Raw genomic sequence first — 16,595 nt, 5'->3', positions numbered from 1 at the left:
ACTCCCCCCTTATTCTTGCAGGCCGTCATTATATCTTGCAGTCTAGCAAAATAGTGAAATTCAGCAAGCGAATTAAGCAGTTAGCGCAGGCAATTAAACGATTTTCTTATCAATAATTGAGGGGCCGCAAACGTCTATCCTTCGTGCAACGAAGGATAGACGGCAGGATGCTCTTTGGATACGCGCTTGTCAGATCACGTCCGCAATTGCACGGCCGAGATCAACTGTGCCTGCGGTTCCGCCCATGTCGGCCGTGAGTGGCGCATGTTTGGGTCCTGCTTCAAGTACTTTTTCAATGGCACGCAGGACCGCTGCACCAGCCTCGGCATAACCAAGGTGCTCAAGCATCATTGCGCCGCACCAGATCTGCCCGATCGGATTGGCAATGCCCTTGCCCGCGATATCGGGGGCCGAGCCGTGCACCGGCTCAAACAAGGAGGGGTACAGACGTTCCGGGTTGATATTGGCAGAAGGAGCAATGGCAATGGTGCCGGTACATGCCGGCCCGAGATCGGACAGGATATCGCCGAACAGGTTGGATGCGACGACGACATCAAATCGATCCGGATTGCGCACGAAATGCGCCGTCAGGATATCGATGTGGTACTTGTCCCACCTCACATCAGGATAGGACAGTGCCATGTTCTCGACGCGCTCGTCCCAGTAAGGCATCGTGATCGAAATCCCGTTCGACTTGGTCGCGGAAGTCAGGTGTTTTTTCGGACGGCGTTGCGCCAACTCGAAGGCGAACTTCAGGATACGGTCGACTCCCCTGCGTGAAAACACGCTTTCCTGGAAGACGACCTCGTGGTCCGTTCCTTCATACATCTTGCCGCCGACGGAAGAATATTCGCCTTCCGTATTTTCACGCACGACGTAGAAGTCGATATCCCCCGGCTTGCGGTTTGCGAGTGGCGACGGCACGCCTGGCATCAAGCGGCAAGGACGCAGGTTGACGTACTGGTCAAACTCGCGCCGGAACTTCAACAGCGAGCCCCACAGGGAAATGTGGTCGGGAACGGTATCCGGCCAACCGACCGCACCGAAGAAGATCGCATCATGTCCGCCGATCTGGTCCTTCCAATCATCCGGCATCATTTGCCCGTGCTTGGCATAGTAGTCACATGATGCGAAATCGAAATGATCCCATTTCAGGTCGATGCCAAATTTGCGTGCTGCTGCGTCGAGCACGCGCAATCCTTCCGGCACGACTTCCTTGCCGATTCCGTCGCCGGCAATCACGGCGATCTTATGCGTAGTCATGGTAAATCCTTGATGTAATTTGGAACCGGCGCGCCACGGCACGCCGGATTGAAGAAGGGAATTAGCGCAAAGCGCCGAATTTCGGCTTAGTCGAGAAACTTCGTAAATGCAGAGATCGGCTCACGCTCGGTGACAAGCGTGTTTTCGACTTTGCCAGGATCGGCAAAGCCGAGCGACATGCCGCATACCACCATCTCGTTTTCAGGAAGTTGCAACACTGCGCTGATGATCTTGTGGTACTGTGTAAATGCAGCCTGCGGACAGGTATCGAGACCACGTCCGCGTGCGGCGATCATGATGTTCTGCAGGAACATGCCATAGTCCAGCCATGACCCTTGCTGCATGATGCGGTCGATCGTGAAGATCATGCCCACCGGCGCATCGAAGAATCGATAGTTGCGTCCGTGCTGCGCATGCATGCCAGCCTTGTTGTCACGTGTCAGACCGAGCAAGGCATACAGATCCCAGCCAACCTTGCGGCGCCGATCAATATAGGGCGACACCCATTCGACCGGGTAGTAATGGTACTCCTCGGCGTGCTGTCTTCCGAGCTCGGGATCGTTATGGGCCCGCAGCACTTCCGCCGACAGCCTTTCCTTTGTTGCGCCGGTCAGCACATAGACTTTCCATGGCTGGGTATTCGTGCCGGAAGGCGCACGCGACGCAACCTCCAGAATCGCCTCGATGTCCTCGCGTGCTACCGGGTCCGGCAGAAAGGCGCGAATCGAACGGCGCGAGTTGATCGCCGCGTCGACAATTTTCTGTTCTTGTGTCTCGATCATGATTATTTGATTTCTATAGTTTGCAAAACAGCACGCATGTTTTCAGGGATGGCGCTCGGCCTGCGCGATTCGCGGTCGACATAGACGTGCACGAAATGCCCTTGGGCGGAGGCACTCTCTTCATCTTCGCGAAAGATCCCGACTTCATAACGAACGCTCGAATTCCCGAGTTTCGCCACGCGCAGACCCGCCGTGACCTTCTCAGGAAAAGCAACCGAAGCAAAATAATTGCATTGCGTCTCGATTACCAACCCGATCACCGGGCTGTGTTCGATGTCGAGAACGTCATTGGCAATCAAAAATTCGTTCACCACCGTATCGAACCAGCTGTAATAGACCACGTTGTTCACGTGTCCATATACGTCGTTATCCATCCATCGCGTGGTGATGGTGTGGAAATGTCTGTAATCACTCCGTTTGTTTGCTTGCGCTCGCATGAATCACTTTCTCACTACAAGTGCTACACCAATAACGGCCAGCATCATGCCGGCCATGCCGATGATGCTGAACGCCTCCCCAAACATGACCCACGCCATGACCGCAGTCGTCGGCGGCGTCAGATAAAGCAGACTGGCAACCTGCGTTGCGGCGCTCTTGCGAATCAGCGCAAATAGCAGGAAGATCGCGCCGATCGACAGTGCCAGCACCGCCCAAAGCAATGCACCGATGAAATTCGCCGTCCATTGCACATTCGTGACAGCTGGCGTCAGACCCTCGAACAACACTGCAAACGGCAAGACCACGACAAATGACGCTGCAAACTGGATGATCGTCCCCGTCCGCAAGTCGAACGCCGGGCAGTATCGCTTCTGGTACAACGTGCCGATGGTGATGGACAACAGTGCAAAGATACACAGCGCAACGCTCTGCCATGATAAGCCGCTCAGGGAAATCTTGTTTGCCACCACAAGGCCAACACCACACAATCCGAACACCAATCCAATCCACTGCTGTCTGCGCACCGACTCGCCGATCAGCGGCGCGGCAAAGGCCGTCAGGATAGGTTGGAGCCCGACGATCAGCGCGGCCAAGCCTGCGGGCATGCCGATTTTGATCGCACACCACACGCCACTCAGGTAGCCGGCCTGAACCAGGATGCCCGCGACAGAGATATGCCGTATGTATCCCGTCGGCCATGGCGCACGCATGATGAAGACGAGCGGCAGCAAGACCACGATTACGCCAACGAAGCGGAGCAACAGGAAAGTAAGCGGATCGGCATAAGGCAAGCCGAATTTCGCGACAATGAAGCCGGTGCTCCACAGGAGAACGAAGAAGAACGGCATGGCAGAGATCCACAAGCTTTGTGGCTTGCCACTGATGGTGGAGACAAGAGGCTTCATGCGATTGAGCGAAGTGGCGCGCGACGCGCATAGCTGGAGGCAATCGCGATAGTCTGCACATGGGCGGCGACGGTGTCTTGTATATTCTTGCCGTATCCGCCCGCCATGGTGACTGCAACCGGAAGCCCTCTTGCCTGCGCGTGCTCGAGCACCATGCGGTCTCGCGCGGCGAGGCCCGCTGTCGTCAACTTCAATCGCCCAAGGCGATCCCCTTCATGCGGATCTGCGCCAGCCAGGTAAATAATCAGTTCGGGAGAGAATCTGCCGAACATTTCGGCAAGCACGCCCTTCAACGCGTCAAGGTATGCATCATCCCCTGTCCCATCGGCGAGCGGCACATCCAGGTCGCTGCACTCCTTGGTAAAGGGATAATTATTTGTCGCATGCAGTGACAAGGTGAAGACTGAATCGTCGCGCGCGAGAATTGATGCCGTACCGTTACCCTGATGGACGTCCAGATCCACGATGGCGACGCGCCGAGCACGGCGCTCCGCCTGCATCAAACGCGCGGCGATTGCCGAATCATTGAACACACAGAAGCCCTCGCCCCTGTCTGCATACGCATGATGGGTTCCGCCGGCGAGACTGACTGCGACACCGTCTTCAAGTGCTGCGCGACATGCGGAAATCGTCGCGCCGGCAGAGCGCCGCGAACGCTCGACCATCTGCGCGGACCAGGGAAAACCGATGGACTTCTGCTCTTTTGGAGAAAGCGTTCCGGCCGACACGCGCTCGATGTATTCCGGATGATGTGCGAGGGCGAGGACACCGTCTGTTGTAGAGGGCGCCTCGCAAAGCTCAATGCCAGGAACTGTCCTGACAACCTCCTCCCGCACGAGCCTGTATTTCTGCATCGGGAAGCGATGGCCTTGCGGAAGCGGCAAAACAAAATGATCGCTATAGAAGGCTTTCAAAGGACTCTTGACGATTGACGTTTACGTAAAAGGAAACCGATCGAGTGTAGCACGTCGGATTTTTTCACTCTGAAAACCGACCAATATGAATTGCCATTAAGAAAATATTTGACCTATGTACAGATTTTTGATGCTCCGCAACAAAAATTGTTGACACAACATAATTCCTCCTTAAAATACGCCTCTGTTGCGTTGCACAAAAGTCGCCGGCTTTACGCATCATTTCGACCATCCCTCGCCACAGGAGACGAGCATGTTTACGATTCCAGAACAATTTTCTGCAGCATCCAAGGCCAATATCGAATCTCAGCTCGCGCTGATGACTGCCTTGTCGAACAAGGCATTCGAGAGCGTCGAGAAAATGATCGACCTCAACCTCAACGTTGCCAAGGCATCGCTGGAAGAGTCCACCTCCGCCGCAAAGCAGCTCCTCGCCGCGAAAGATGCACAGGAATGGGTGACGCTGGCTGCAGCCCACGTTCAGCCAAACGCAGAGAAAGCCATCACCTACGGCCGCCATCTCGCAACGATCGCATCGGGCGTACAAGCCGAATTCAGCAAGGCTGCTGAGGCGCAACTCGCAGAAACCAGCCGCAAAGTGCTCGAACTGGTCGAAGAAGTGTCAAAGAACGCTCCGGCAGGATCGGAAAACGCGGTTGCCCTGATGAAGTCGGCAATCGGCAATGCCAACGCCGGCTACGAGCAACTGAGCAAGACCACCAAGCAGGCAGTTGAGGCTCTGGAAGCGAATCTGAACACCGCTGTTAGCCAATTCGCACAGCCGGCAGCCAAGACCAGCGCCCGCGCCGCCAAGAAGTAATCAATACGCGTCAACGTACGCGAAGCGGGTACGTGGGCGCAGGTGCCTCCTCCGGCAACCGCACAAAATGCCGCTTCGGCTTTTTTGATACAGCACAAATTGCAATGCCCCGGTTTCCGGGGCATTTTTTTGTTTACTTCGAATCGAGCCACGCACGCGTTGAACAATCGTCACGCAGGTATCGCTGCACTACCTGCTTCCCTTTGCGATCGCACGCGCCAGGACGATGACCGGGACAAAGGCAATCATCACGATCGTCAATGCCGGCAAGGCAGCTTCACCCAGCCGCTCGTCGGCAGCGAGTTGATGCGTGATCACCGCAAGCGTATCGAAGTTGAACGGCCTTACTGTCAGTGTCGCGGGAAGTTCCTTTACGACATCGACGAATACCAGCAAGCCGGCTGTCACCACACTGCGCCAAAGCAGCGGTGCATGCACGCGCCATAACATCGCACCGAGTCCCAAACCAAGAACCCGCGCACTGGCGTCCATGCTCGGCGTAATCTTGATAAGCCCAGACTGCACGCTCTGGTAGGAAACTGCAAGAAAACGGACAAGATACGCATAAATCAGCGCAATGACGCTGCCGGTCAACGCCAGCCGCAGGCCATGATCTGCGCCCCAGGCATCCAGCCGGGACAAGGGAATGAGGATGCCGACGGCGATCACGGCGCCCGGCACGGCATACCCCATGCTGACAATGCGATTGCATGCCGCCTGCAGCCGGCTCCTGGTCACGCGCGCAGCATAGGCAAGCAGTACGCAGATGGCGACGGCGATCAGTGCCGTAACGCCGGCAAGGACAACACTGTTGCGGAACCAGTCGAAGTACCGCGCGCCTAACGCCACTGCATCCTCGCCCACCATCAGGCGCAGGAGTATCACGATCGGGATCACGAAACCCAGCAGAACAGGCACGAGGCAGAAAAGGGAAGCGCCCCATGCATGCAAGCCCTGCAGCTGTGCCGGTTGCTGCAGCTTGCTGCGACTGCCAACCGCGTAATAGCGCGCGCGCCCCCGGCTTTTCTGCTCGAGCAGCATCAGAATCATGACGGTGACCAGAAGGACCGCCGCAATCTGGGCCGCGGCGGTTCGGTCTGAAAAGGTGTACCAGGACTTATAAATTCCGGTCGTCAGCGTCGGTACGCCGAAGTAGGCAACTGCACCATAGTCGGCGAGCGTCTCCATCAATGCGAGGGCGATTCCCGCCACGGCGGCCGGACGCGCCAACGGCAGGCTCACCTTGAAGAAGGCGCGCCAAGGCTCCAATCCGAGCGTGCGCGCTGCGTCCCACATGCGCGGGCTGCGTTCGAGGAAGGCATTCCGTGCCAGCAAATAGACATACGGATAAAGCACCATGGCAAAGAGAATGCCGGCGCCGCCGACCGAGCGAATCTGCGGAAACCAGTAATCTCCCGCCTGCCAGCCGAAGGCTGCGCGCAGGGCCGTTTGCACGGGGCCGGAGAACTGCAGGAAATCGGTATATGCATACGCAACCACGTACGCCGGCATGGCAAGCGGCAGGACTAGCGCCCACTCGAAGAATCGCTTTCCGGGAAACTGGAACACTGCGACCAGCCATGCGCAGCCAACGCCCCCCGCCCCCGCAAGAACGGCCACGATAACGGCTATATAGAGGCTGTTGAAAATATATTCCGGCAGGACGGTCGCCCACAGGTGGGCAAAGGTGCCGGCTGTCTCCCCGCCGCCGCTTGTCCCGGCAACGAGATTGGAAAGCACGCCAAGGATAGGGACGCCAACCAGTACTGCAACGACAAGCGAAGCAAGCAACAGAGGATGAGCACCGCCAGTCGATACGCGGCGCAACTCGCGGACGAATTTATGCATGAAATCCCGCTAATCCATGTACGGTTTCTTTAAATGAGAATTATAATCAATATCGAATTACGCCAATGCAATTATTCGCCCTATGAACGCCCCACTTCCCCCTCATGGCCACCTTGCTGTTGCATCCATCCGTGTCGGGTATCCTCATGGTCGGGTTATCCACGAGATCGTACATGGCTTGTCGTTCTCGCTGGCGCGCGGCGAGATCGGCTGCCTGCTCGGTCCATCCGGTTGCGGCAAAACGACCGTACTGCGCGCAATTGCAGGATTTGAATCTATTCAGGGCGGGCGGATTACCTTGGGTGGACGCGAGCTAAGCCGCCCCGGTTTCACCGCTGCGCCGGAGACGCGCCAGGTCGGCGTGGTATTTCAAGACTACGCGTTGTTTCCGCATTTATCCGTATGGGACAACATCGGGTTTGGCTTACGCAAGCTGACGGCAACAGAACGCAAGGCCCGCGTCGACAAGCTTCTGTCACTGGTCGGCCTGACTTCGCACGCAAGGCAGTATCCCCATGAGCTGTCTGGCGGCCAGCAGCAACGCGTTGCCCTCGCACGCGCCCTTGCCCCCCGCCCCGATTTGCTGCTTCTCGATGAGCCGTTTTCCAACCTGGATGTCGACCTGCGCGAGCGCCTTGCGCTGGAGGTGCGCGATATCCTCAAGGAGCTGGGTACGACTGCCGTGCTGGTGACGCACGACCAGCATGAAGCTTTTGCGATTGCGGATCACATCGGCGTCATGCAGAACGGCGAGATCGTGCAATGGGACAGCGCCTACAACCTGTACCATCGGCCGACCAACCGCTTCGTCGCCGACTTCATCGGCCAAGGTGTATTCACGCCAGGCACCATTGACTTGGCGACACAGCAGGTCCAGATCGAGCTTGGCACGCTACCGCTATGGCAAGGCGTGGATGTGTGTGCCACCGGACAGAAAGACGTCAGCACTGTCGATGTGCTGTTGCGCGCCGATGATGTCATCCACGACGACACCAGCACGCTGCAGGCGGAAGTCGTGCGCAAGGCATTTCGCGGCGCGGAATTTCTCTACACGCTGAAGCTGCCGAGCGGGCAAAAACTGCTTGCCCTCGTACCATCGCACCACGACCATGCGATTGGCGAGAAAATCGGCATTCGGCTCGGGGCCGATCACGTCGTAACCTTCCCCGCAAATCATTAAGTAGCGATCAGGCCGGCCGGTATTCGGCGTTAAAGCCGTTTAATCCTGCAAGCATCTTGTCGAATGCCACAGCAACCTGCTCGGGATCGCCCTTGACGCCCAGCTCGATGTGACGGCGCGTCGTGGCATCTCCCACGCATGGAAGGCTGAATACCTTCACCAAGGGAAACTCGGCCTCGATCTGTTCCATCAACGGTGTCAGGGTCGATTCCATCATGCCGAACACCAGCACCGCCTTCTCCAGTCGCGGCGCCTTGCGGAACAGGTGCGAATAATACGTATCCAGCGCCCACTCGATCATCGGCCATGCCATGACCGGGAAACCAGGCAGGAAATAATGCGCGCCTTGCTCCCCATGTGCCACGGAAAAGCCGGGGATCTTGTTATACGGATTCGGGATGATTGATGCGCCCTGCGGGAACTCTCCCATCTTCAGGCGCTGCATATACTCCTGCCCTTCAAACATCATCTGGCGCCCCTCGTCGCGCGCCATGTCGGCAATTCTCTCATCGATCTTTGCCTTCGCTTCCGGATGCAGGACAAGCGGCACGCCCATGGCGGCGGCTGCGCACTGTCGCGTATGGTCATCGGGTGTTGCACCGATGCCCCCGCATGAAAACACGATGTCGTTGCTCGCCAGCGTTCGTTTAAGCACACCGGTAATGCGCTCGGGGTCGTCGCCGATATACTCTGCCCAGGAAAGCTGCAGTCCACGCGCAGTCAGCAGCTCAACGACTTTAGGGAAGTGTTTGTCCGCCCGCTTTCCGGAGAGGATTTCGTCGCCAATAATGATGAGTCCGATAGCCATGGGATGAGTGCGATGAGGAAAAGCGCATTATGCCTTAGCCCACGTCGAGCATCGGTGGCCTCAATTGATGTCTTTCAGCGCAGGCGCGAGACGCCTTGCTCCCCGGTATTGCGCCAGTGCTTCCATACAGTAATGCTGGAACCACAGGCCGGAGAAAACAAACACCAGCACATACAGCCAGATTGCGCCCGCTGCCAGCACTGGAAAAAACACGACCGACAACGCACCGCCCAGCCAAAGCAGCGTCGGCGCTGCCCCCATGGCGCCGGCAATGGCACCGATTGCCAGCAACGGCCAGCGATGCAAGCGGACGATCTCCCTGAACTCCTCCCGGCTTGCGTGGTCGGCCAGTGCGTCATACGACATCACCTGATAAGTCAGCCATCCCCAGAGCAGCGGCTGCACGGCAAACGACAGCGGCGGGATCAATGACAAGGGCAGCGTCAGCAGCCAAAGCACGACGAAAACAATGAAGGAATAAGTCGCAACCCAAAGACTGCCTGCCAGGCTGCCTCCCTTCTTGAGTTCCAGTTCGGGATAATGGCGTCGCCCGACATGGCGCACGATGGCCGGCATTGCCATGATTCCGACGAACACCAGCGCCGTGAGGATCATCAGCGGCAGCAGCACCCACATCGCAATCAGTGGCACAAGCACCGTCTTGAGCGCTCCCATGCCGAACCAGCCAAGGATCTCGCCTGCGGTTCTGAAGCCGTCGTTCGCTGCAAAGTACGCATGCAGCCAATCCACCGTCGGCTGCAGTCCCGCCCAAAGCAGCACTCCCCAGAGTGCGACAGAAACGACGAACGGCAGTATCGTCAGCAACAGCATCTTGAAATGCAATTGCGAGAGCACAGCGCGTCCAAATGCAATCAACACCTGCTTCATCAAGCAGCATTCCCTTCTATAAAAGCGACAATTCTTTTTGTTGCCGAATTAAATCGTCTGCCCCTCACGCCATAGCGGCAAGACAATATCATGAGTTTCGAAGCGATCATGCCCGATAAACAGCCGGCTCGGGGGCGGATGGCGGCCGCATCAACTGCTACAATCGCCCATCGTTCATCCAACAACAAAGGAAAAACATGTCCACCATCATGACGGCCTCCGGCCTGCAATATGAAGATATTACCGTCGGCTCCGGCGACGAAGCCAAAGCCGGCCAGCATGTGACGGTGCACTACACCGGCTGGCTGCAGAATCCCGACGGCAGCGCCGGCCGCAAGTTCGATTCGAGCAAGGACCGCAATGATCCGTTCGACTTCCCGCTCGGCGCCGGTCACGTAATCAAGGGCTGGGACGAAGGCGTGCAAGGAATGAAAGTCGGCGGCGTTCGCAAGCTGATCATTCCCTCATCCCTCGGTTACGGTGCACGCGGTGCCGGCGGCGTCATTCCGCCAAATGCCACCCTGATTTTCGAGGTGGAGCTTCTGGGCGTTTAATCGCCCTTTCCTCTCAGCGAGCCTGAAGCTGGCGTTCGAACGGTCCGACAGGTTCTGTTCGGGCGCCTTGCCTGGCTGAGAATGTCGCGGCGCGCAGCCGGACATAGGGCATTTGCGCAATGTATACGTACCGGCCAAGGCGCGGCCGGCAGCCGGGTTCTGGGTTCATGGATTTGAAGAAATTACTTCTTGGTTGCGCCTGCGTGGCGGCATTGTTTTCCGTCAGCGGGTGTGTTGCCGTCACAGTCGCATCGACTGCTGTCACTGTCGCCAGCACCGCTGTCAGTGTCGGGTTGACTGCCGGCTCCGTTGCGGTCGGCGCCGCGACAACCGTCGCCAAGGGTGCGGTCATCGTTGGAGATGCCGTCATCGGTGATGACGACGACGCTGACGATTGAAGCGGCTCGCATAGCGGCAAGCCGCCAAAGCAGACATCAGACAGACATCAGACAGACATCAGGCTGACATCAAGGCCAGCAGTACCAGCTTCTCGAACTCGGGGGCAAAACGGTTGATGATTTCCTGCGGATCGGATGCAATCGCGCTGTCGGTCACCAAGCCAAACTGGACGCCTCCGTTATAGCTCAATATCGAAACGCCTACGCCGATATCGCCTGACTGAGGCACCCAGAACATGATCTGGTCAAGCTGGCTGCCTGCCAGATACAGGGGTGACTGCGGCCCCGGCACATTGCTCATGACGGCAGTTGCCTTCTTCGTAAAGAAATTCTGGACTTCGTTCTGCAACTGTTTCGGCGTCGCCCCCAATACGCCAAGCAAAGTCATCGCCACAATTGCCTGGTACCCGCCCTTGAGCTCATCCATCCGGCGCTTCACTTCGGTGAGTCGCCTGATCGGGTCTTCGATGCCGATGGGCAAAACAAGCGGCACAAGCCCGAACGCATTCCCGAGTTTTTTCTCTTCCCCCGCTTTGCGCAGGTTAACCGGCACCATCACACGCAGCTCGCTGGCGGATGGCACCACGTCGCCCTTGGTACGCAGATAGGCACCAATAGCGCCGGCAACACTCGCCATCAGCACATCGTTCACGGAACTGCCGAGCGCCTTGCCGATGACCTTGACTTCATCGAGCGGCAGCGGCTCGCTCCATGCAACATGCTTGGCACCATTGGGCTTGCCTTTGAGGCGCGTTCGGGAATCCTCCTGCATTGCCAGCAGCTTGATCGCGTCCAGCGTAAACCTGCCCGCCATGTCACCCATGCGCGATACCCGTGCCACAAGCCTGTTGGAATCCGCGACCATCCACAGGTACTTGGTCCAGATGTTTGTGGAAAGATTAATTGCGGTGATCGTGCTCTTGGTGACCGGCTGCATCAGCTGCAACCAGGGATTGTCCTCATCAAAGGTAATCGGCACGCGTGGAGCATCGCCCTCCGACGCGATTCCCTCGTCCCCGGTCTCGGTGCGGTCGAACATGGAGAGCAGCACGCCGACCAGCGCAATGCCATCGGCAATGCAGTGATGGATGCGAACGATCAGCGCCTGCCGGATCTTGCCGTCCTCGCCGATGCAATTGTCCACGAGATGCATCTGCCACAGCGGCTTCGAGAAGTCGAGCGGGGTTGCCGACAGCTCGCTCACCATGTTCTCCAGTTCGGTCTTGTTGCAGACGGTTGCAGGGTTCAGGCTGACATGGCGCACGTGCTGGTCAAGGTCCACATCCCGTTCCTGCCACCAAGCACCTGTAATGTCCTGCACGACAGCGCTTCGAAAACGGGGATAGGTAAGCAACCGCGTCTGCAATGCACGCCTGAATCGCCGCGTGTCCAGCGGCCTGTCGAACAGCAGCACGGCGACGATCATCATCAGATTCCCGTCTGAATCCATTCGCAACCACGCTGTGTCCACCGTGGACATTTTTTCCCGGCGAGACGCCGGCATAGCCTCAGACAACATTGAGTCCCCCCTCTAGAGCTTTTCTTTTATGGCCGCATTTTTGTATGTTATTTTCGTCGGCTCCCAGCGCCTTTAGATTGCGCAACAGTTGACACTATCACAGCAACCTTTTTTCCTCTACAGGAGTATGCGATGAGCCTGCAAGCCCAGTTCGACCAAGCAGTAGCCGATTCCAAGAACCTGCCGGAACGTCCGGACAACATGACCCTGCTGAAGATTTATGCCCTGTTCAAGCAGGCGAGCACGGGGGATGTGGAAGGCGGCCGCCCCGGCTTTACCGATATGGTCGGCCGTGCCAAGTACGATGCATGGGGTGCGCTCAAGGGCACGTCAAAGGAAGAGGCGATGCAGCAGTACATCGACCTGATCAACGGCCTGAAAGGCTGAAGCCATCATTGGATGGCGAGACACGCGGCGCGGCAGGCATCATGTCGGACCTGCACGCACCGGAGAAAGCGGCATGAAGGCGGCAATGCCATCCAGCCGCAACACCTGCATCATGCCTTGCTACTAAAGACCTTCTTCATCTTGGCTGCGACCTTCTCCTCGATGGTCGGCGCAAAAGCCTTCAGCAAGAACCCAAGGCTGATATCGAGCTGAGCGTGCGCTTCGGCAACCACCAGTTGGCCGGACACCCCGGAGCGATTGAACACCAGCACATCGCCCTGCCATTCCGATGTCATGTCATATTCTTCCGCCATCTGGTCGGCGACCTTCTGTGCTGCGGCTTTTGCCTTTTTGTGCGGAAGCTTATGTGTCTGTGTGATGCTGATATCGGCCATGTTCCTTATTTCCTGGATTGAATGTCGGGATTAAGGATATTCGGCGGCATCTCGCCCGTCAACGCAGCGATCAGGTTGTCTGCGGCGCAATTGGCCATCGCCCGACGCGTCGCCTCGGACGCACTACCGATATGGGGCGTCAGAACGACGTTCGACAACGCAAGGAATGCCGGATCGAATGCCGGCTCATTCTCAAATACATCCAGGCCCGCGGCGCCAATGCGCCCGGCACGCAATGCCGTCACGAGTGCAGCATCATCGACGATGCCCCCGCGCGCGATATTGACCAGCACGGCACGCGTCTTCATCATCGCCAGTTCTGCCGCACCAATGGTGTGGTGCGACTCTGCCGAGTAAGGCAGCGCGAGCACAATGTGGTCCGCAGAACGAAGCAATTCTTCCTTGGTGACATACTGTGCATGGTTCGCCGCGGATTCTTTCTCTGCCGGCAGGCGCGAGCGGTTATGGTAGATCACCCGCATGTTGAATCCCGCCGAGCGCCGGGCAATGGCCTGGCCGATGCGGCCCATTCCGAGAATGCCGAGTGTCGAACCATGGATATCGGCACCAAGGAAACTGTCGTACCGCCATTTCTGCCATTTTCCGGCGCGCAGCCAATGCTCCGATTCGGTCACACGTCGCGCTGCCGCAAGCATGAGTGCCCAGGCAAAATCGGCGGTCGTCTCGTTCAGCACTTCCGGCGTGTTCGTAACCATGATGCCGGCATTTGTCGCTGCATCAAGATCGATATTGTTGTAGCCGACTGCCATGTTGCAGATGGCCTTGAGATTCGGACAGGCCGAAATCATCCCTGCGCTTATGCGTTCACTGGGCGTGGTGAAGACGCCGTCCTTGTCCTGCATTCGCAGCATCAGTTCGTCGAAAGAAAAGATCCGGTCATCCTGATTTGCTTCCACGTCGAAATACTGTTCCAGACGTTCAATTACGTCTGGAAACACTGCTCGCGTCATCAGTATCCGAGGCTTCATGTTTTTGGTCGGTTCAAAGGTCACACAAAGAAGATCAGGGTCATCAACACGAACAACGGCACCAGCACCGCACAGGACCATGCCATGTAGCCAAAGAAGGACGGCATCTTGATCCCGCGCTCCTCGGCAATCGCCTTCACCATCAGGTTGGGCGCATTGCCGATGTAGCTGTTGGCGCCCATGAAGACGGCACCACAGGAAATTGCAGCGAGTGTGGCGGCCAGCTTGGTCATCAGCACCGCAGGATCACCGCCGGCTGTATTGAAGAATACAAGATACGTCGGCGCGTTATCGAGGAAGGATGACAGGATGCCTGAAGCCCAGAAATACATCGCATTGATCGGCTGTCCGCTGGTGTCGGTCACTGCGCGCACGATGGCCGCAAAGGCGCCGGCTTCCCCGGCGCGCAGCATCGCAATGACGGGAATGATCGTGATGAAAATACCGGCGAACAGTTTCGCAACCTCCTGTATCGGCCCCCAGGAGAATTCATTGCCTTGACGCGCGGACTTCGGCGTAATCGCCAATGAGACAAAGATCACGCCAATCAGCAGTCCGTCCCGCACAAGACTTTGCAATTCGACATCGACGCCAAATACCGATAGCACCATACCCGGTTTCCAGATACCGCTCATCAACACAAGGCCGACAATCGCAGCAAGCAGGAAGAAGTTTGCCTTGCCTTCAAAGCGGATTGCCGAATCAGGCGTCGGATCCAGCGAGGGTGCACGCTCCTCTTCCTTGTTCTGGTAATAGTGGCGATCCAGGACATAGAAAATGACGAGCAGCGCGACACACAGGAACAGGGCCTCGAAAAAAATATTCTTCATGGTCCAGAAGAAGTCGACGCCCTTCAGGAAGCCAAGAAACAGCGGCGGATCGCCTAGCGGAGTCAGCGATCCGCCCGCGTTGGCCACGAGGAAGATAAAGAAGACAACGATATGCACTGCATGCTTGCGATTATCGTTGGCACGGATCAGCGGACGGATCATCAGCATCGAGGCCCCGGTGGTCCCCATGATGCTCGCAAGGACTGTCCCGAGCGCCAGCAGGCCGGTGTTCAGCGCCGGAGTGCCGTGCAGGTTGCCGCGCACGCAAATACCGCCGGCGACGACGAACAAGGCGGTAATGAGGATGATGAACGGGATGTACTCGGCAGCAAACGCGTGCAGCGCTCCACCGGCGGCAGTACCGAACCCGAAGAACATGGCGCACGGCAGCAGGAAGGCCAGCGCCCATGCAAGCGAGATCTTGCCGAAATGGTGATGCCAGAACAGCGGCGCCAGTAACGGCAAGAGCGCAATCGACAGCAGCAGGCCCGCAAACGGCACGCCCCACCATACGGACAGGCCGCTGCCGTCCAGCTCAGCCGCCTGACACAATGCCGGCAGCAGCCCTCCCAGACCTACGAGAAGTTTCGTGCGCAATTGCAGTCTCCACTTTTTTGAATGGTGGCCATTTTATATGGGATCACGGCCTTTACCGAGCACCTGGACCATGCCGGCCTGGTGCAGATCCAGGGCGCGTGCCCCTCGGGTCGCCTGCCCGCTTCTTTAGCGGCGGACGGGATCGATGCTCAATTGTCGCGAACCAGGATCACATGCACCCTGTACGGCCCATGCGCCCCGAGCACAATGGTCTGCTCGATATCGCCAGTGCGCGACGGCCCGGAAATAAAATTGATCGCACGCGGCATCTCCCCATGCTCGGCGCGTGCAAGAGCAAAGGCATCTTCCATTGCGCCGACAATGCGCGAGGCCGGCACGATTGCGATATGCGTCTCGGGAAGCAGGCTGGCCGACGAATAGGTCTGCGGGCCCGACAGCAGCATTAGGCTGCCTGTTTCCGCCACAGCGCAGAACGCGCCGGTGATGCCGACGAGGTCTTCGTTGCGCGGAGGACGGAACTCGACATGCATTCCCGCTGCATCCCATTGCATGTGGTCGAGCGTCTTCCATGCGATCGCATTCTTCGCAACACCGATATCATCGAGATAACGCACCACTGCTACCGGCACATCAGCAAACGCGCCGACTTCGTCGACGGTATCCGACATGCGCAATGCCTGCTCCCTGAACCTGGCGACAAGATCGTTGCCAATGGATGGTCGCGGCCCTTGGGAATGGCGGTCGATGTACTCTCGAACGGCCTCCCGTTCGGCGGTCGTCGGCTCCTCGGGTCGGTTCTGCGCCTTGCGGATGCGGCTGAGAATGGCTTGACGCGCTGAGGAAGTGTCCATGGTGCCCCCTTGTTTACAGGCCTCAAAGTCTAACCGAATCACCTTGCCGCAACGCCCGATTCCCGCTTGATTTAATTTCAAACGGCAGCCGCAAATTATTCATCTTCGGCGCCCTGGGCCTGCTCACAATACGCTGCTCGGCAGATTCGCCATGCGCGCACGGGATTTCGCCCCTCCAAGGCAGTGGAAATTGCTGATGCATTAACAGCAAGAAGAGCGGGAGTATCGGGGGAATCGTACCTGATCAGTTTCGTAATAACCGGCTCCA

At 57.7% G+C, this 16,595-nt stretch carries 18 protein-coding genes; 5 read left to right on the top strand and 13 right to left on the bottom strand.

Translation table 11 applies throughout. The annotated features are described in order from the left end of the window. Nucleotides 1-189: 189 nt before the first annotated feature. The 5 genes from ACYVIA_RS08910 to ACYVIA_RS08890 all read right to left on the bottom strand — a co-directional run bounded on the left by ACYVIA_RS08910 (nucleotide 190) and on the right by ACYVIA_RS08890 (nucleotide 4,302). On the bottom strand, nucleotides 190-1,263 hold the full coding sequence (locus ACYVIA_RS08910) for a tartrate dehydrogenase (RefSeq protein ID WP_460839957.1): 1,074 nt from the start codon (nucleotides 1,261-1,263) through the stop codon (nucleotides 190-192). An 86-nt stretch (nucleotides 1,264-1,349) separates the two neighbouring features. Next, nucleotides 1,350-2,045, bottom strand: coding sequence for a nitroreductase (locus ACYVIA_RS08905; RefSeq protein ID WP_460839956.1), 696 nt, complete (start codon nucleotides 2,043-2,045; stop codon nucleotides 1,350-1,352). A gap of 2 nt (nucleotides 2,046-2,047) precedes the next feature. Beyond that, complete coding sequence (locus tag ACYVIA_RS08900) at nucleotides 2,048-2,482, bottom strand: acyl-CoA thioesterase (RefSeq protein ID WP_460839954.1); 435 nt, start codon at nucleotides 2,480-2,482, stop codon at nucleotides 2,048-2,050. A gap of 3 nt (nucleotides 2,483-2,485) precedes the next feature. Next, the gene (locus tag ACYVIA_RS08895; protein ID WP_460839952.1) at nucleotides 2,486-3,388 is read right to left on the bottom strand and encodes a DMT family transporter; all 903 of its coding nucleotides are present in this window, start codon (nucleotides 3,386-3,388) and stop codon (nucleotides 2,486-2,488) included. Then, nucleotides 3,385-4,302, bottom strand: a complete 918-nt coding sequence (locus ACYVIA_RS08890; RefSeq protein ID WP_460839950.1) for a histone deacetylase family protein — start codon at nucleotides 4,300-4,302, stop codon at nucleotides 3,385-3,387. The genes ACYVIA_RS08895 and ACYVIA_RS08890 overlap by 4 nt, the downstream gene beginning before the upstream one ends. A 253-nt stretch (nucleotides 4,303-4,555) precedes the next feature. Between ACYVIA_RS08890 and phaP the strand changes: the two genes are divergently transcribed. Continuing rightward, on the top strand, nucleotides 4,556-5,122 hold the full coding sequence (phaP, locus tag ACYVIA_RS08885; RefSeq protein ID WP_460839948.1) for a TIGR01841 family phasin: 567 nt from the start codon (nucleotides 4,556-4,558) through the stop codon (nucleotides 5,120-5,122). 189 nt (nucleotides 5,123-5,311) lie between these two features. Here the strand turns inward: phaP and ACYVIA_RS08880 are convergent, their stop codons facing one another. Beyond that, the gene (locus ACYVIA_RS08880) at nucleotides 5,312-6,970 is read right to left on the bottom strand and encodes an ABC transporter permease (RefSeq protein ID WP_460839945.1); all 1,659 of its coding nucleotides are present in this window, start codon (nucleotides 6,968-6,970) and stop codon (nucleotides 5,312-5,314) included. A gap of 82 nt (nucleotides 6,971-7,052) precedes the next feature. On the opposite strand from ACYVIA_RS08880, the gene ACYVIA_RS08875 reads away from it, so the two are divergent. Continuing rightward, on the top strand, nucleotides 7,053-8,150 hold the full coding sequence (locus ACYVIA_RS08875) for an ABC transporter ATP-binding protein (protein ID WP_460839942.1): 1,098 nt from the start codon (nucleotides 7,053-7,055) through the stop codon (nucleotides 8,148-8,150). A 7-nt stretch (nucleotides 8,151-8,157) separates the two neighbouring features. On the opposite strand, the gene ACYVIA_RS08870 is transcribed toward ACYVIA_RS08875, so the two are convergent. Together ACYVIA_RS08870 and ACYVIA_RS08865 are read right to left on the bottom strand one after the other, a co-directional pair. After that, a complete protein-coding gene (locus ACYVIA_RS08870; protein ID WP_460839941.1) occupies nucleotides 8,158-8,958 on the bottom strand; it encodes a competence/damage-inducible protein A in 801 nt (266 codons plus the stop codon). A gap of 60 nt (nucleotides 8,959-9,018) precedes the next feature. Further along, the gene (locus ACYVIA_RS08865; RefSeq protein WP_460839940.1) at nucleotides 9,019-9,846 is read right to left on the bottom strand and encodes an EI24 domain-containing protein; all 828 of its coding nucleotides are present in this window, start codon (nucleotides 9,844-9,846) and stop codon (nucleotides 9,019-9,021) included. A gap of 197 nt (nucleotides 9,847-10,043) precedes the next feature. Here ACYVIA_RS08865 and ACYVIA_RS08860 point away from each other — a divergent pair, with 197 nt between their 5' ends. Next, nucleotides 10,044-10,400: an FKBP-type peptidyl-prolyl cis-trans isomerase gene (locus ACYVIA_RS08860; RefSeq protein WP_460839937.1), complete on the top strand. Its 357-nt coding sequence runs from the start codon at nucleotides 10,044-10,046 to the stop codon at nucleotides 10,398-10,400. A 173-nt stretch (nucleotides 10,401-10,573) separates the two neighbouring features. Continuing rightward, a complete protein-coding gene (locus ACYVIA_RS08855) occupies nucleotides 10,574-10,798 on the top strand; it encodes a hypothetical protein (RefSeq protein ID WP_460839936.1) in 225 nt (74 codons plus the stop codon). 58 nt (nucleotides 10,799-10,856) lie between these two features. Here the strand turns inward: ACYVIA_RS08855 and ACYVIA_RS08850 are convergent, their stop codons facing one another. Beyond that, nucleotides 10,857-12,278, bottom strand: a complete 1,422-nt coding sequence (locus ACYVIA_RS08850; RefSeq protein ID WP_460839934.1) for a wax ester/triacylglycerol synthase family O-acyltransferase — start codon at nucleotides 12,276-12,278, stop codon at nucleotides 10,857-10,859. Between the two features lie 171 nt (nucleotides 12,279-12,449). On the opposite strand from ACYVIA_RS08850, the gene ACYVIA_RS08845 reads away from it, so the two are divergent. Beyond that, nucleotides 12,450-12,704, top strand: coding sequence for an acyl-CoA-binding protein (locus ACYVIA_RS08845; protein WP_460839933.1), 255 nt, complete (start codon nucleotides 12,450-12,452; stop codon nucleotides 12,702-12,704). A gap of 110 nt (nucleotides 12,705-12,814) precedes the next feature. Here the strand turns inward: ACYVIA_RS08845 and ACYVIA_RS08840 are convergent, their stop codons facing one another. The 4 genes from ACYVIA_RS08840 to ACYVIA_RS08825 all read right to left on the bottom strand — a co-directional run bounded on the left by ACYVIA_RS08840 (nucleotide 12,815) and on the right by ACYVIA_RS08825 (nucleotide 16,327). Further along, the gene (locus tag ACYVIA_RS08840; RefSeq protein WP_460839931.1) at nucleotides 12,815-13,099 is read right to left on the bottom strand and encodes a polyhydroxyalkanoic acid system family protein; all 285 of its coding nucleotides are present in this window, start codon (nucleotides 13,097-13,099) and stop codon (nucleotides 12,815-12,817) included. Between the two features lie 5 nt (nucleotides 13,100-13,104). Further along, on the bottom strand, nucleotides 13,105-14,088 hold the full coding sequence (locus tag ACYVIA_RS08835) for a 2-hydroxyacid dehydrogenase (RefSeq protein WP_460839929.1): 984 nt from the start codon (nucleotides 14,086-14,088) through the stop codon (nucleotides 13,105-13,107). Nucleotides 14,089-14,108: 20 nt separating this feature from the next. After that, nucleotides 14,109-15,515, bottom strand: coding sequence for a sodium:proton antiporter (locus ACYVIA_RS08830; protein ID WP_460839927.1), 1,407 nt, complete (start codon nucleotides 15,513-15,515; stop codon nucleotides 14,109-14,111). A 149-nt stretch (nucleotides 15,516-15,664) separates the two neighbouring features. Continuing rightward, complete coding sequence (locus ACYVIA_RS08825; protein WP_460839926.1) at nucleotides 15,665-16,327, bottom strand: LutC/YkgG family protein; 663 nt, start codon at nucleotides 16,325-16,327, stop codon at nucleotides 15,665-15,667. Between the last annotated feature and the right edge of the window lie 268 nt (nucleotides 16,328-16,595).

The sequence above is a fragment of the Noviherbaspirillum agri genome (genome assembly GCF_054780595.1).
This window is presented reverse-complemented; position numbering and strand designations above follow the sequence as displayed.

Coding starts and splice junctions, on each gene's coding strand:
- ACYVIA_RS08835 (WP_460839929.1), bottom strand. CDS start 14,088: ATGAAGCCTCGGATACTGATGACGCGAGCAGTGTTTCCAGACGTAATT.
- ACYVIA_RS08900 (WP_460839954.1), bottom strand. CDS start 2,482: ATGCGAGCGCAAGCAAACAAACGGAGTGATTACAGACATTTCCACACC.
- ACYVIA_RS08905 (WP_460839956.1), bottom strand. CDS start 2,045: ATGATCGAGACACAAGAACAGAAAATTGTCGACGCGGCGATCAACTCG.
- ACYVIA_RS08845 (WP_460839933.1), top strand. CDS start 12,450: ATGAGCCTGCAAGCCCAGTTCGACCAAGCAGTAGCCGATTCCAAGAAC.
- ACYVIA_RS08895 (WP_460839952.1), bottom strand. CDS start 3,388: ATGAAGCCTCTTGTCTCCACCATCAGTGGCAAGCCACAAAGCTTGTGG.
- ACYVIA_RS08860 (WP_460839937.1), top strand. CDS start 10,044: ATGTCCACCATCATGACGGCCTCCGGCCTGCAATATGAAGATATTACC.
- ACYVIA_RS08865 (WP_460839940.1), bottom strand. CDS start 9,846: ATGAAGCAGGTGTTGATTGCATTTGGACGCGCTGTGCTCTCGCAATTG.
- ACYVIA_RS08875 (WP_460839942.1), top strand. CDS start 7,053: ATGAACGCCCCACTTCCCCCTCATGGCCACCTTGCTGTTGCATCCATC.
- ACYVIA_RS08840 (WP_460839931.1), bottom strand. CDS start 13,099: ATGGCCGATATCAGCATCACACAGACACATAAGCTTCCGCACAAAAAG.
- phaP (WP_460839948.1), top strand. CDS start 4,556: ATGTTTACGATTCCAGAACAATTTTCTGCAGCATCCAAGGCCAATATC.
- ACYVIA_RS08880 (WP_460839945.1), bottom strand. CDS start 6,970: ATGCATAAATTCGTCCGCGAGTTGCGCCGCGTATCGACTGGCGGTGCT.
- ACYVIA_RS08910 (WP_460839957.1), bottom strand. CDS start 1,263: ATGACTACGCATAAGATCGCCGTGATTGCCGGCGACGGAATCGGCAAG.
- ACYVIA_RS08850 (WP_460839934.1), bottom strand. CDS start 12,278: ATGTCCACGGTGGACACAGCGTGGTTGCGAATGGATTCAGACGGGAAT.
- ACYVIA_RS08870 (WP_460839941.1), bottom strand. CDS start 8,958: ATGGCTATCGGACTCATCATTATTGGCGACGAAATCCTCTCCGGAAAG.
- ACYVIA_RS08825 (WP_460839926.1), bottom strand. CDS start 16,327: ATGGACACTTCCTCAGCGCGTCAAGCCATTCTCAGCCGCATCCGCAAG.